The following is a 14,239-nucleotide window of genomic DNA, read 5'->3' as shown; positions in this document are numbered from 1 at the left end:
AATACTTACAGACCTTGCCAACCTTGGCATTAATCTAGGAGTATCACCATGAACGCATCCGAGCAACAACGCTTTGATTTTCTTTATGAACAACATCTTACCAACTTAACACTGCAAGGCAAGCGACCTGCTACTATCGATGCCTACAGTCGGGACGCGCACGCTGTATTTTAGTGCTTGAAGCTTTTCTTTTTGATGGGTTTTGACTGCATACTGACAAGCTTGAATAAGTAGTGAAAAGTTCTTTTCCGTATCCAGCAGAGTGGACAAGCTTAGACTTTTTTTTCAATAAGACTATTTATTGAATCGGTCACCTGAATACGCCATTTCTCTCTTCTTTTTTCAATGGGGCTTTCTGCAAGTTGATGAAGTACCACAGACCACATTGGAATTAGCGAACATGCTCCTTCAACTAGTGCATAAACTTTATCTGCTGACGGTTCAATCAAAGGCTATATTAATTCTTTGTCTATCTTGCTCTGGTGTACATTTTGCGAACTAGTAGATGGAACCGTTTTGCAGTTCCCTGCCATACAAAATCCTTAAGGTTATTAAGCACTAGAAGTATTAAGTATCGAATAACCTGAACTATAATCGATACACTTTATCTATAAGCAATCCTGGAGCAATAGGTCGGACACCCTTAGGGTTGCAAATAAACCTAACATTACCAGCTATTAGCTTTTCAATTGCATCATGTTGATGACCTGCCACCCAATACCTAGTTTTTGATATTAACTTTGTAGGCAAAGATGCATGGTAAAATGGAGCATATTTACTCGCTCTATTTTCTTCCAATGCGAAAGCTTCCAGATTTGGTAGGTGATGTGACACGACTAAATCGACTTGCTCAGGAAAATTCTTAACAAATTCATTATATTGTTCTTCGATAATTTTATAATTAATATATTTAGGGTCATTCATTAATAACTCAAAATCACTTAACAACTCTTTAGAGTATGTATGAATTGGGAACCAAAGCGAGCCTCCATATATAGAAAAACCATCTATCTCAATTTTTTCATTATCAAGAAAATATAAATTATCGACCATTTCACTATGCTTCTTTATTCTCATTAATGGCGAGTTTGAAATAACTTTAGAATAATTTACGTTATTTATAGCCTCTTTGCATAAACTATAAACGTTTAAGCGGAACTGGCGGTTAAGGTTGCTGTACCACTCATGATTTCCTGCGACATAAATAACCGCCCGAAAGTATTTGCATAAAATATTCTTAATATAATCAATGCCGGACAGAGCATTACCAGCATCACCTGCAATAACTAAAACCGCTTCGGGATCAAAGTCCAACCAAAAGTCTTGCCTAATTGTGTAATCATCAAGATGAAGATCACTAACTGGAATAAATTTAATTTTATTACCCTCAAAAAATTAAAGTTTGATATGGTTAATTAGCGTAATAGTAGCAGTATAACTCAAGTAACATACTTTTCAGTTTTTGGGTAAACTCTTACCTAGCGCTATTGATTTAACTGAGTACGAAAATGCTTATGTTGTTCACCGGCCAGCTTACTTACTGAGACAGGTTAAATGTGTTAGACATCCAGCAAAATCGGCTTTTTGGTGCTTTAGCTAAGTCGCTGTAAAATAAGTGTTTTAATCTTTCAGGCATAGCGTCTCCCCCTATCCCTTCACCATTATCTGCGTGTTAAACCCTTGAGGTGCAAGGCTTAACACATATAAAGTACTGCAAATCACTTTCATAACAATGGAGTGATACAATGTCCTAACTAAGATAAGACATAAGAATAATTAATATCAATGACTTAGACTTTCACCTCGTTACTCTACGGTATATAGAATCGCTATAGCTAAACACTGTTGATGCATGCTTGCAGGGGCACTGCAAGGCGCATTAATAAAATGGATAACCTTTAATAGGGCAAAAGTGCATGAACTGGGTGTGAATGAGTAAAAGATCTAACCCATAAAGGGGGCAGCTTTGATTTATATGTCCAATTGGTTTTTAGGTAAATCTGAAGAAAATTTCTGCATTTTCGTGTCGCAACCCTCGACACGAGGGTTGCGACACGAAACTTAAAGCAAGAGGCGTTCGCGGAAATGGGATTTACCAAGTGTAAAAAGCAATATATACCTAGAATTTCCTCGCTTTTAACTGAGTATTCGATGCTTGTATAACTTTGCAACCTATCACTTACTTACAGATAAAATTAAATCTAACGAGGGTTGCTTAATTTATCAACAACCACAGCTTTCAATTCTGAATTAAAGAAAATCTCATTAACGATTTATATTAGGGGATAAACTAATCGTGTGACTCACCATAGTTCGACTTAATCACTTAATCACCTAGTGAAAACTAACATTTTATTCTGGGTATACAATTCCAATCAGTTGTATATTGAGGTGAAAGTAGCTCTCTTCGCATCGCCCATTTTTGCTCAATTCCTTGTGCTGCTAAAAATAGTGTGTCATTTCCATAGCGTTGATTAATACCATCGAGTGCTTCCATTAAGGCTGGTTTGGCTTTTGGTTTGTTAAATAAATCATATTGCGTGTGCTTCTCACTACTGAGTTCAATGAGCCCTACTCCTATTTTGTAGTAGCGAACACCGGCACGAAACAATTTTGGTGCAGCTTCACTCATTGCATTTGTTAACTCATGCGTACAATGCGTTGGACATGTGAATGGTACTAGTACCTTAAAACTTGCTGGGTGCTCATCAAACGGAGAACTGCTGGCAAACAGCATCATCTTTTTACAAAGAGAGCCTTGTTTGCGTGCTTTCACCGCTGCAATAGCCACATGTTTACTCAAAGCTTGCAGTAAACCATCAAAGTCGACAATGCGCTCACCTACACTTCGTGTTGAAAATATTTGCTGTTTATCTGCCCTCGCTTCATCCCATTGCTTACATACTTGACCGTTTAACTCTCGAACTGTCCGTTCTATTTCGATACTAAATTGCTTGCGAGCTAATGCGCTAGGCATATTGGCGAGTTGAAATGCATTTTTGATATTTAACAGCGCTAACTTTTTACTGATACGTCGACCAATGCCCCATACATCATCGACATTCATTGATTGTAGAATAGCAATACGTTCTTGTTCATTATCAATAACGCAAACACCCTGATAACCAGGTAATTTTTTGGCAGCATGATTAGCAGCTTTCGCTAACGTTAAGGTTGAGCCCATACCAACACACACCGGCAATCGTGTTTCCTTCCAAACTGCACGTCGAATAAGTTGTCCATGGGAACGTAAACAAGTAATAGCTGGATAGCATTGTTTAAAAGATAAAAAGCTTTCATCGATTGAATACACATGCTGCTCAGGTGCAAAGCGACCGATAATATTCATCATTTTCATAGACAAATCGGCATAGAGTTCGTAATTACTTGAGCAGGCTATCACTCCTTTATTTTGACAAAACCCCTTAATCTCAAAGTAAGGCGAAAACTTAGGGACACCAAGCTCTTTAGCCTGGCGGTTAGCAGCAACAATACAACCGTCGTTATTACTTAATACAATAATGGGTTTGCCACGCCAGTCTGGCCGAAAGACTTGCTCAGCACTGCAATAGAATGAGTTTGCATCTACTAAAGCAAACATATGGACCTCCGCCTACTTCATTTCTTAGATGAATTTTACATAGCGATATGAATGTAATGTAAATGAGTATAACACCCATACTGTATATTTATGGTTCTGTTGTACTTCTGTGTTGCTAGTCTATAATAATGATCCCTACAAGAACAAAGCAGGTGGCGGTAACAATGGGAATCAATAACTTAGATAAGATACTGCAACTCGTCCCCTCCCTCAACTATGCTGACACCAAGTGGCTAAACAACTCGGTCAAAGAAAAACTCAATAGTGATACTGTTGGAAAGGTAATTGCTGAGCGAGAGCAAACTGTTTCTGATTGCCCCCACTGCCACTCTATAGAGTTCGTTAAGCATGGAGTTACGACGAAAGGCATTCAGCGCTATCGTTGCAAGGAATGCAGGAAAACCTTCTGCTCTTTGACAGGGACGCCCCTATTTAAAATGCGTAAGGAAGACAAGTGGTTAGCCTACGCTGCGTTGATGTGGGATGGGGTTTCACTAAGGAAAATAGCTCGACATCTCAAGATCAATCTAAGAACCGCTTTCTTCTGGCGACACAGATTCCTGCAAATGCCCAATCAGAATCAACCAGCCTCTTTCACAGGCATCATAGAGGCCGATGAGGCATTCTTGCCTGAATCATTTAAGGGGTGTCGCCAAATGCCTAGAGAATCACGCAAGCGTGGTGGTGGTAAGGTTCCACTAGTACCCTTTCTTATCTCATACCAACGTGGCGATCAGTTCACATATCGAGTGATGGATCGCAATACCAAAGAGAATCTAGCTGAGGCTATAACCCCATTATTAACAGAAGGTTGCTGCTTATGCACTGACGGTAATCTTTCATACAAAAGCATCGTTAGTAACTTAGATATCAAACTCGACCACAAACGGATAATCGCATCAGATGGGCGTGTGATTGATGATGTCTACCACATACAGCATGTGAACGGATTCATAGCTCACTTTAAGGAGTGGTTAGACAGATTTAAAGGTGTCGGCACCGCTTACTTAGGAAATTACCTCGCATGGCATATATGGATGCGAGATAAAGGATATGGTGAAGAGACCCTATGGATAAATGAGGCTCTAACCGTATGATCTCCAAACCAAGTAAAACTCAGACTTCATTCCTTCGCAGACTACTTGTTGCTCACCTGATAGACAGTGATTTTAACACTGTCCCTAAAATCGTTGAGATCACGGGGATGCCTCGGAGAACAGCACAAGATACGATTAAAGCCCTCCATGAAATCGAGGTTAAAATTGAACAATATTCGAAAGGGAAATATCGTGTTGTTGACTGGGGCGCTGTCAACAAGGACTGGGTGAGAAACAACTTTACGCACGTCTGTAGCGTGCTATCATATCAGTCTATGCAAATTGATATTGATGGGTGAACTCTTGAGTGATATTAGTGAAATTAACGTAGAAATCTTCGAGACTGATGCAGGCAGTGTTGAGGTAAAAGTCCATAATGAAAGCGTTTGGCTCACGCAAAGTCAGATGGCTGAGCTATTTGCAACATCTACAGATAATGTTGGCTTGCACCTAAAAAACATCTTTATTGATGAGGAACTACTTGAAAACTCAAGTACCGAGGATTTCTCGGTAGTTCGTCAAGAAGGTCGCAGAAAGGTAAGGCGGACGCTTAAGCACTATAATTTAGACGCTATTATTTCAGTGGGTTACAGGGTTAACTCCAAGCGTGGTGTTAGATTCCGACAGTGGGCTACCAAGCTACTAAAAGAGCATTTAATAAAAGGCTATACAATCGATCATGCTCGCTTCGAATCAAACGCTCAAGAGTTGGAAGCAGCATTGAAACTGGTACAAAAATCCATCCAATCACCAGAGTTAACCTTATCTAGTAGCAAAGGTATTGTTGATATCATTAGTAAATACACTCATACCTTCTTGTGGTTACAGCGGTATGATGAAGGTCTCCTGACTGAGCCGCAAGGTACAGAAGGTGGAGCATTGCCTCTCCCGAATGAAGCACAGCTAGCACTGGAAGAGCTAAAAACCGACCTTATATCAAAACAGCAAGCAACAAATCTTTTTGCACAGCCACGAGGGGATGGCCTTGGTAGTATTTTTGGAAATTTGGAGCAAACTGTTTTCGGGGAGCCTGCCTACCCATCATTAGAGTCAAAAGCTGCTCATCTGTTGTACTTTGTCGTAAAAAACCACCCCTTTTCGGACGGAAATAAACGTTCAGCAGCATTTTTGTTTGTCGATTTCTTACATAGAAACAATCGACTATACAATGATGATGGCAGCTCTGTGATTAATGATGCAGGGTTAGCAGCATTAACGTTACTGGTTGCTGAGTCAGATCCCAAGCAAAAGGATGTAATGGTTCGATTAATTATAAATATGCTAGCCCCTGCTTAGGTATGACAGCCAAGGGCATTTTGCTCGAAGTTTTAGCCACACAGAAATACAACAGAGCCATATTTATACAGTATGGGTGTTATACCTTATTTCTGAGTGTTAAACATTAGGAAAACACGTATCGTTACTTCATTTGCTGATGGAAAAATATCAGCAATCATTAGAGATGAAGAACGATAAAAATATACGATTAAACGAGGATTTTAGGACAGATTAAGTTTAAAGGAACGTTAAAAAGCACAATAGGTTCGCGATATAATCAATATCGACTAAGCTATTGTTAGTTCATCATTACAAGGATGTAATATGCTAAATTTAGAAGACATTTCTCCCGACCTAGTAAAAATCCGCCAACAGAAAAGTCGTTTTCATTAGATTCATTTAATAGATAGTTATAACGACCAATTACTGCAATAGTGGCCTTTTTATCTTGGCTTTTTATCTTTAAATTTTTTTCTTTGAATTTTTTCTTTGACGAGATTAAAGCCAATCACCTTAAGCCTTTGGCTTCTTTTATGCCACAATTAAGAGTGTCGCACTTATGACCTGAGTTCTGGCTTTGATGACTAATCATCATTCCACTCAACTCGATTAAATTTTTAATTCGAGCAAGCATTATAAACATCTTCTAACGTAACTTATTTTACCGTTGTTGTAGTAATAGCTTAAAATCAATATAACTTTGCTTATTATTTAACTCTCCCTTGCAACCGTTACTTGTCATTGGCTGCATTGTTAACTCAAAATCATTAATAAGCGTCCTTAATATTCTGCCTTCATGGCAGGCTTGATTTATCCATTGTAGGTATACTGGAATATTACTTTTAATATCCGCTGATTTTTTCAGTTCTGATAGACTACTATTAGTCAGTTGCAAACTGCTACCATTAAGTTCGGCTTGACTTCCTGAGGTTAAATAATGCGATATCCCGCTGAAACTTAGCCTATCGCTGCCTGTTTCTTTGGCTTGAGTTTGCTCGATGACCCACACACCATTCTCACCTATGACGGACAAACGTTTATCTGCAGTGTTAACTAACAAGGCAGTATTTTCATCCACCCCAAAACCCATTTCGCTATCAGTTGATGCGGTTAACATTAATAATCTGATTTGACGTGCTCGCTCAGAAAAATGCGTGTCAGTTATCCCAAATGGAAATAATCCCAATCCACCTTCTACACGGTAGGTCACTGCTGTGGCATGTATCTCTCCCTCACAGTGATTAATTTCACATCGCTCACTTGGTGGTTTTGCACTAAACACACCATGCTGCATTGCACCGTCACTGGTCCCGCCAGTGATCATATTCGCTGCCGTCATCACAGCCGTTCCTGCACTGGTACCACCAATGACTATCTGCTTATTAGCTAGCCGATTTTTAATTAACGTTAATGCTTTAGAGGGTTTTTTATCAGGAGTTAACCATGCTGTTAAGGTTAAACTTTGATCGCCACCATTTAGAAATAGGCCATCAAGACTTTCAAGTAACTCATACAATTCTTTAGGTGATTCGCACAGGCGTTGTTGTATTTGGGTGTGTGTCGGATAAAGCCGAGCTTTATCAACATTGCCTTGTAGTTGCTGACGCAATATTGGCAATTTATTGCATTGTTTATTGTATATTCCGGCTTGCAAAGCCGCATCTAAGGGTAGCCAAATGACATCTGCGCCAGCCTGTTCAAATGCACTAGTATAAAAGGAAATGGGCTCAAATGGGTCTCTGGCTGAAGCCGTCACAATTCCAATTAATGGGCGTGTCGCATTAGGGGTACGTTGCTGCTTTTTTAGCAAAGCCTGCGCGGTAAATCGTCGATAAATAGCCGGGCCATATGGCTTCTCGGTTGCATTGAGCATGACTTGCTCTTGCAAGACTTCACCAGTTTCGGTGCGTTGCTCTTGTTCTAATAAATCGAGCAAAGCATAGTATTGCTGGTCGGTAAAATCATTCAATAAGTGATTGTTAATCTGGCCAATGGCATCCTTAAACTGGCTTAAGCTGACACTGCTTTGCGCCGCTTGTTGGCTGGCTTTCCGTAATGAGTTTATTTGAGTTAACGATAATGTTTGCAAACTAGTATGGCTTAATGCCCGCTCAAGCCAATCAAGACTGAAGTGATATTGAATTGATAATTTGGCATTTGGAGAAAAAGCAACGCTTTCGGCGCAGGAATTTGACGACAATGAGCTACAGGTTTTTAAGCCGCCGCCTACCAACATTAAATCAAAACCTGGAAATAATGGGTTTTCTCGTTTTGATAAAACGCTTTTTTCTGCCCAGCTATTACCAACAAACAATAATTGCAGAAATAAACTAAAAGCTAAGCTGCTAAAAAATATGAATAATTTAATTTTAGAAATAATTTTCATGGTTGCACTCAAAAAAAAGTGTCTGCCATGTATTGACTCAAACATCATATTACGGATAGCCTCTTAACATATCAACAACAAAGGATTATTTTTTATAACAATGATATTTTCTGCAACTCTTTTCCAAAGATACCACTTCCGTAATTGGTATCTGTCTGAATGGTGGGACGAATAACCTACTGAACACGTTAGTGTTTGGTGGAGTTTTATCTAGCCGTCTTACTCCCCTCTCAATCATTTGATTGACGTTGTACTACCTGCAAACATTTATTAATGCCAAGCGTATTGACTCACGCGCAGTGTAGCCACGTCTAAAAATTACAATTAAAGATTTATCGGGAGCTTACCATGAGAAGTTCAGTACTTTTATGCGCCGTGTTGGGCATGGCGTTATCACCTGTAGCCTTAGCCGTTGCCAACGAATTAGAAAAATCAGAACAACAACAGACCGTAGAACGGGTTGAAGTAACAGGATCTCGCCTTAAAGGTGTAGATATGGAAGGGGCTAACCCTTTACAAAGTTTTAGCCAAGATGAAATAGCCAAAAAAGGTTATGGATCTGTCAGTGAATTTTTACGTGATTTACCCCAAGCCTCAAGCGCAGGAACATTCTCTGAGTCAGGCGGTGTTGCGGGTGCAGATGGTTCACCAGCTGGCGCTTCAGGAGTCAGTTTACGCGGGCTAGGTTCCAGCTCTACTCTGGTATTAGTCAATGGTCGTCGTGTGGCCGTTGATTCATTTTCTAACGGTTCAGACTCTTTTGTAAACGTTAACTCTATCCCACTTTCTGCCATTGAACGGATTGATGTATTAACCGATGGCGCGTCATCAATTTATGGTTCAGATGCTATTGCCGGGGTAATTAACTTTATTTTGCGCAAAGACTTTGTGGGTCATGAGCTAACAGCCCAATATGGTGATGACACTTCAGAGCACGATGCCAGTCGCACCAACCTGACCTATGCTGGTGGATTCGAGACCACCAATAGCAATACAACACTTGTGGTTGACTACGCTACACGTAATCCTATTTTTAATAGTGATAGACCCGTTAATGTGACCTATAAGTCTAATACTCGCATGACAATTGACGGAGATGACTACGCCGAGAATTGGTGTGGTGACGATACTCAAAAAAGTGGTAGCCGCTGTAACTATGACTATGTGATCCAACGCGCGATTCAACCAGACTATGAAAACATCGGCGCGACACTGAATCATATCTATCGACTTGATAGTGGTTTAGAGTTTTTTGCTGAAGGGATGTTTCAACAAAATAATGGCTCATCCTATGAAGCACCCGCAGGTTATAGTGTTGATGTTGCGGGCGACTCGATAAATGTTCCTCAATATATTCAAGATATCGATATGCTGGATGGCAGCGTAAGTGACTTTATCACGGTACGAACTCGTTTCCCTGAGCGTCGAATTCAAGAATATGACACTCAAAGCTACCGCATGTTAGCCGGTATTAGAGGAGATATCGCCGAATGGAGTTTTGAGTCGGCACTGAGCTATGGTAAATCCACTAATGAGATTAAAAATGTATCGGGCTATATGAATGCGACTAGTCTAGATATGGCAGTAGCAAACGATAACTTTAACCCCTTTAATTTAGGCCAAGATAGCAGCGCAGCTGAAGTTGCTGTGTTGCGCGATCCGGGTGTTCGTCAAGGCGAGTCAGAAGTGTTTTCGCTCGATTTTAACTTTGCTGGAGACTTATTTGAGCTACCTGCAGGTACGGTCAGTTCGGTCTTTGGCGGTGAGTTCCGCAAAGAAGAGGTTTTTGATAAACCGTCTATTAACGCAGTTAATAATGAAATTATTGGTTTAGGAGCAAGTGATGCTGCAGCCGATCGCACTCAATACGCAGCATATGGCGAGTTTAACTTCCCACTAGCAGATTCACTCGATTTAATCGCAGCTTTACGTTATGACCATTACAGTGACTTTGGTGGTGATGTAAACCCCAAAGTTTCATTACGTTACAACCCAATTGATGAGCTGGTATTACGGGCGTCTTGGAGCACAGGATTTAGGGCGCCATCGTTATCACAATTGGGGGCAGGCACTTCACTAGGCAGTCAATATATTAATTGTGGTGCGAATGAAACTTATAACGCATTATGTGGCACTGCTGGGGCAGATTTAGGTGAACTAGAGTTTGACCAGGAAACCTTAGGTAATAAAGACTTAGAAGCCGAAAAGTCTCAAGCAGTTAACGTGGGCTTGTCGTGGAATGCAACGGATGAATTGCAATTCACTGTCGATTATTGGCGTTATGAGCATGACGATATTGTTGATATTGATGCCAATACAACTTTGGATGCCTGTATTAAAGATCCTGCTAGTGTGGTGGGTAGTATTGCTGAATTAGGTGATGACTTTGGTTGTGTGGTTGATAGTCAGGGTGATATTAGTTTTCTACGCACAGGGTATTTTAACGTAGGTAATCAAAGTACTGATGGCTTGGATTATAATGTTAACTATCGTCTGGATACGGTCACTGCTGGTACATTTAAATTTTATGTAGCCGGTACAGAAACCTTCTCATTTGAACGCCAAATCACACCTAGTACACCTGTTGAAGATTTACTCGGCAAGCTCAGTGGTGCATCAGAAACAGCGCGCCCTGAACGTGTGATTGATTTAGGCACAGAATGGCAAGTTGATAGTTGGAATGCCAGTATTTCAGGCCATTACATAAGCGCATTAGGTGATGGTGACTTTAAGTTTGATAATGAAACCGTTGAAGATTGGTTAACCTTTAGTGCCAGTATTGGCTACGAACTTAACGATCATCACAATGTATTATTATCAGTGCGTAACCTAACCGATGAAGAACCACCCTACGCCTCTTCACCGACTAATGGCTATGCCAGTTCGGTGCATGATTGGCTCGGACGCCGCTGGAATGTTCGTTATACTTTTAAGTTTTAATAACTTAAGTTCTGTAGGCTGTGCATAGTATGGCCTACCTTTTCTTTTCACCAAAATAAAAAGTATAACAAAATGAAGTTACAGACAGCTCGAGAAATGCCAGATGCCTTCATCATCCTGTTTTTTGTGGTGTTATTTTCCGCAATTACCACCCACTTTGTGCCTGCAGGCTTTTTTGAAGTTGCTCTCAACCCTGATACCAATAAAGCTGAACTTGTAGCAGGAAGTTTTCAGTTTGCTACTAACTATCAGGGAGTGTCCTTATTTGCTGAACATGGTGAAATTGGATTTTTTAACTTTGCATTTGAGGGTATGGTATCGGGAGACAAATGGGGTTCAGCCATTGGGGTAATGATGTTTATAATTATTACCGGTGGTGCTTTTGGTATCATCATGCAAACCAAAGCGGTTGATAATGGGATTTTGTCGTTAATAGCTAAAACCCAAAAGTTTGAACTGGCTTTTATTCCTATTCTATTTGTCCTATTTTCCGCTGGCGGTGCAATCTTTGGTATGGGCGAAGAAGCGATTGCATTTTGTATTGTGTTGCTACCTCTAATGCGTGCTATGGGCTACGATGGTATTGTGACAATTCTAGTCACATTTGTCGCGACTCAAATTGGTTTTGCCGCTTCTTGGATGAACCCTTTTAGTGTTGCAATAGCTCAGGGTATTGCTGACCTCCCGTTAATGTCAGGTTTAGAGTTTAGAGTGATAATGTGGTTTATTTTTACCTCTGCAGGCATCGTATTTACCATGGACTACGCCCAGAAAGTAAAAAGAAATCCTGAATTGTCCCCCTGCTTTAGCGAAGATGTTATTGCAATTGAGCCACTGGTGAAGGTTAAATTCAATTTTGCCGATGGCCTTATTCTTACTACCTTTGTACTGGGTATTGTTTGGATTATTTGGGGAGTTATTGTCAGAGGTTATTATATTCCCGAACTGGCTAGTCAGTTTTTTACCTTAGGTTGTGTAATAGGCTTAATTGCCATTCTCAGCAAACGTCTTAACGTTAATGATGTCGCTAATGCCTTTAAGAAAGGCGCACAAGAACTATTGCCTGCCGCTATGATTGTCGGCATGGCCAAAGGAATTGTGATTATATTAGGCGGAGACCAAGCGGGAACTCCATCAGTTTTAAACACTCTACTGCACTATACAGGTCTATTTTTAGGTGAACTCCCTGATGCTATTTCAGCGATTTTCATGTATTTATTTCAATCGATATTTAACTTCTTCATCGCATCAGGTTCAGGTCAAGCGGCGTTAACTATGCCAATTATGGCACCATTATCAGATATATTAGGCTTACCCCGCCAAATTGCAGTATTAGCATTCCAACTCGGAGACGGTTTAACCAATATCATTATTCCAACCTCTGCGGCGCTAATAGGCTGTCTTGGTGTCACTAAGGTTGACTGGTTTGTTTGGGCTAGATTTATATGGAGATTTATGTTGTTGCTGGTCGCAACTTCAATCATGTTTATTATCGTTGCCGTTGGCATCAACTTTAGCTAAGGATTTTCATGCAATTATTTAAAAATGCACAAGTTTATGCACCAATGTCTCTGGGTAAAAAGGATGTACTGGTGGCTGGCGGTAAGATAATCGCCATTGAAAATAGTATTGAATTAGCCGCCAACTCATTTACAACCGTTATTGATGCAACTGGCAAACTACTTACGCCAGGCTTTGTTGACTCGCTGGTACACATTACTGGTGGAGGTGGTGAAGGTGGATACACGACTCGCACTCCAGAAATGCATATTAACGATGCCATTCAAGGTGGAGTAACCACTGTGGTAGGTGTACTGGGGACAGATGCTCAAACTCGCAGTTTAGAGAATCTTCTCGCCAAAGCGTATGCGCTGGAAGAGCAATGTTTATCGGTCTTTTGTTATACCGGGTCGTATCATTTGCCTATGGTCACCATCACTCAATCAGTGAAGCATGACATTATGCTAATTGATAAGTTTATTGGTGTCGGTGAAGTGGCTATTGCAGATCACCGCAGTTCACAAATCACTTCGCACGAAATGGCGCGCCTGACATCTGAGGCTAGAGTAGCTGGAATGTTGGCAGGCAAAGTGGGTATTGTCAGTATTCATGTAGGAGATGAACCTAGTAAACTCGACTTACTTGAACAAGTGATCAGTCAGTTTGATATTCCGATCACCCAATATTATCCAACCCATATTAACCGTAGCAAATCACTATTAGAATCGGGAATTGATTTTGCCCTAAAGGGCGGTTTTATTGATTTTACCACCAGTACGACAGCACAAATCATAGAACAAGGAGAAATTCCAGCGGCTGAAGCATTAGCATTGGCACTAGAAAAAAATGCGCCAATTAGCCAACTGACCATGAGCTCGGATGGCAATGCCAGCCTGCCTATATTTGATTTAAAAGGTAACTTAATTGATTTACAAATGGGGCTAGTTAGTAGTCTACACCAAGCAATGATTGATGCCGTTAAACAGTTTAATGTCCCACTTGAACTTGCTTTAGCCTCAATAACTAAATCACCAGCAAACATATTAAAGTTGACAAAAAAAGGTAGGATAGAAATTGATATGGATGCAGACATTAATTTATTGAATTCTCAATCACTGGCTATTGAGGCAGTTTACTGTAAAGGGAAGCTAGTTTATTCTGGAGGTAAATCATGTCTTAACATCCCATTTTTATCATCATTAAGATAACTGGATTCGAGCTAACTTAATAGTGAATATTGGATCTTCGTTTATTAATAGTTTGTGATTGCTTTTCACACTAAAACGTATGACCAGATCAACTGAATTCGGACGCCCTTGGTTTTTGAGCTTTCAAGGTTAATTTAGTATTGAATTTTTGGCCATTTGTACGAGGCTTATACTCTGTAGTGTAGTTTTAATATAAAAAGTTTTTACTTTATCAAAAAGCCATCAAACC

General features: G+C 40.2%; 11 protein-coding genes. 7 read left to right on the top strand and 4 right to left on the bottom strand.

The annotated features are described in order from the left end of the window. The first annotated feature begins 48 nt into the window (after positions 1-48). Positions 49-174 carry a hypothetical protein gene (locus L2735_RS19965; RefSeq protein WP_283104517.1) on the top strand — a complete coding sequence of 42 codons (126 nt, stop codon included), beginning with the start codon at positions 49-51 and terminating at the stop codon, positions 172-174. A 98-nt stretch (positions 175-272) separates the two neighbouring features. Here L2735_RS19965 and L2735_RS02665 read toward each other — a convergent pair whose 3' ends face one another. From L2735_RS02665 to L2735_RS02655, 3 genes are all read right to left on the bottom strand, one after another. Next, complete coding sequence (locus L2735_RS02665; protein ID WP_248983224.1) at positions 273-449, bottom strand: hypothetical protein; 177 nt, start codon at positions 447-449, stop codon at positions 273-275. A gap of 139 nt (positions 450-588) precedes the next feature. Further along, complete coding sequence (locus tag L2735_RS02660; RefSeq protein WP_346348118.1) at positions 589-1,368, bottom strand: metallophosphoesterase; 780 nt, start codon at positions 1,366-1,368, stop codon at positions 589-591. 976 nt (positions 1,369-2,344) lie between these two features. Beyond that, the gene (locus L2735_RS02655) at positions 2,345-3,601 is read right to left on the bottom strand and encodes a Y-family DNA polymerase (protein WP_248983222.1); all 1,257 of its coding nucleotides are present in this window, start codon (positions 3,599-3,601) and stop codon (positions 2,345-2,347) included. Between the two features lie 128 nt (positions 3,602-3,729). On the opposite strand from L2735_RS02655, the gene L2735_RS02650 reads away from it, so the two are divergent. The 3 genes from L2735_RS02650 to L2735_RS02640 are packed head-to-tail and all read left to right on the top strand — an operon-like array spanning position 3,730 to position 5,994. Beyond that, entirely contained in the window at positions 3,730-4,698 is a 969-nt protein-coding gene (locus tag L2735_RS02650) for an IS1595 family transposase (protein WP_346348117.1), read from the top strand. Then, a complete protein-coding gene (locus tag L2735_RS02645) occupies positions 4,695-4,997 on the top strand; it encodes a helix-turn-helix domain-containing protein (protein WP_248983221.1) in 303 nt (100 codons plus the stop codon). Before L2735_RS02650 ends, L2735_RS02645 begins: the two co-directional genes overlap by 4 nt. A 4-nt stretch (positions 4,998-5,001) precedes the next feature. Then, positions 5,002-5,994, top strand: a complete 993-nt coding sequence (locus L2735_RS02640) for a virulence RhuM family protein/type II toxin-antitoxin system death-on-curing family toxin (RefSeq protein ID WP_248983220.1) — start codon at positions 5,002-5,004, stop codon at positions 5,992-5,994. 643 nt (positions 5,995-6,637) lie between these two features. Here L2735_RS02640 and L2735_RS02635 read toward each other — a convergent pair. Beyond that, positions 6,638-8,362 carry a cyanophycinase gene (locus L2735_RS02635; RefSeq protein ID WP_248983219.1) on the bottom strand — a complete coding sequence of 575 codons (1,725 nt, stop codon included), beginning with the start codon at positions 8,360-8,362 and terminating at the stop codon, positions 6,638-6,640. A 348-nt stretch (positions 8,363-8,710) separates the two neighbouring features. Between L2735_RS02635 and L2735_RS02630 the strand changes: the two genes are divergently transcribed. From L2735_RS02630 to iadA, 3 genes are all read left to right on the top strand, one after another. Further along, complete coding sequence (locus tag L2735_RS02630) at positions 8,711-11,302, top strand: TonB-dependent receptor (protein WP_248983218.1); 2,592 nt, start codon at positions 8,711-8,713, stop codon at positions 11,300-11,302. 72 nt (positions 11,303-11,374) lie between these two features. Next, positions 11,375-12,823 (top strand): putative basic amino acid antiporter YfcC, encoded by a 1,449-nt coding sequence (gene yfcC, locus L2735_RS02625; protein WP_248983217.1) that lies wholly within the window; start codon positions 11,375-11,377, stop codon positions 12,821-12,823. Positions 12,824-12,831: 8 nt separating this feature from the next. Beyond that, entirely contained in the window at positions 12,832-14,010 is a 1,179-nt protein-coding gene (gene iadA / locus L2735_RS02620) for a beta-aspartyl-peptidase (protein ID WP_248983216.1), read from the top strand. The last annotated feature ends 229 nt before the right edge of the window (positions 14,011-14,239 follow it).

It is taken from the genome of Shewanella olleyana (genome assembly GCF_023283825.1).
GTDB lineage: Bacteria > Pseudomonadota > Gammaproteobacteria > Enterobacterales > Shewanellaceae > Shewanella > Shewanella olleyana.
The sequence above is the reverse complement of the archived record's forward strand: the minus strand, read 5'-3'. Positions and strand labels throughout refer to the sequence as shown.

Excerpts from the sequence above, each read along its gene's own strand:
- L2735_RS02645 (WP_248983221.1), top strand. The coding sequence starts at position 4,695 with ATGATCTCCAAACCAAGTAAAACTCAGACTTCATTCCTTCGCAGACTA.
- L2735_RS02630 (WP_248983218.1), top strand. The coding sequence starts at position 8,711 with ATGAGAAGTTCAGTACTTTTATGCGCCGTGTTGGGCATGGCGTTATCA.
- yfcC (WP_248983217.1), top strand. The coding sequence starts at position 11,375 with ATGAAGTTACAGACAGCTCGAGAAATGCCAGATGCCTTCATCATCCTG.
- iadA (WP_248983216.1), top strand. The coding sequence starts at position 12,832 with ATGCAATTATTTAAAAATGCACAAGTTTATGCACCAATGTCTCTGGGT.
- L2735_RS19965 (WP_283104517.1), top strand. The coding sequence starts at position 49 with ATGAACGCATCCGAGCAACAACGCTTTGATTTTCTTTATGAACAACAT.
- L2735_RS02650 (WP_346348117.1), top strand. The coding sequence starts at position 3,730 with ATGATCCCTACAAGAACAAAGCAGGTGGCGGTAACAATGGGAATCAAT.
- L2735_RS02655 (WP_248983222.1), bottom strand. The coding sequence starts at position 3,601 with ATGTTTGCTTTAGTAGATGCAAACTCATTCTATTGCAGTGCTGAGCAA.
- L2735_RS02635 (WP_248983219.1), bottom strand. The coding sequence starts at position 8,362 with ATGAAAATTATTTCTAAAATTAAATTATTCATATTTTTTAGCAGCTTA.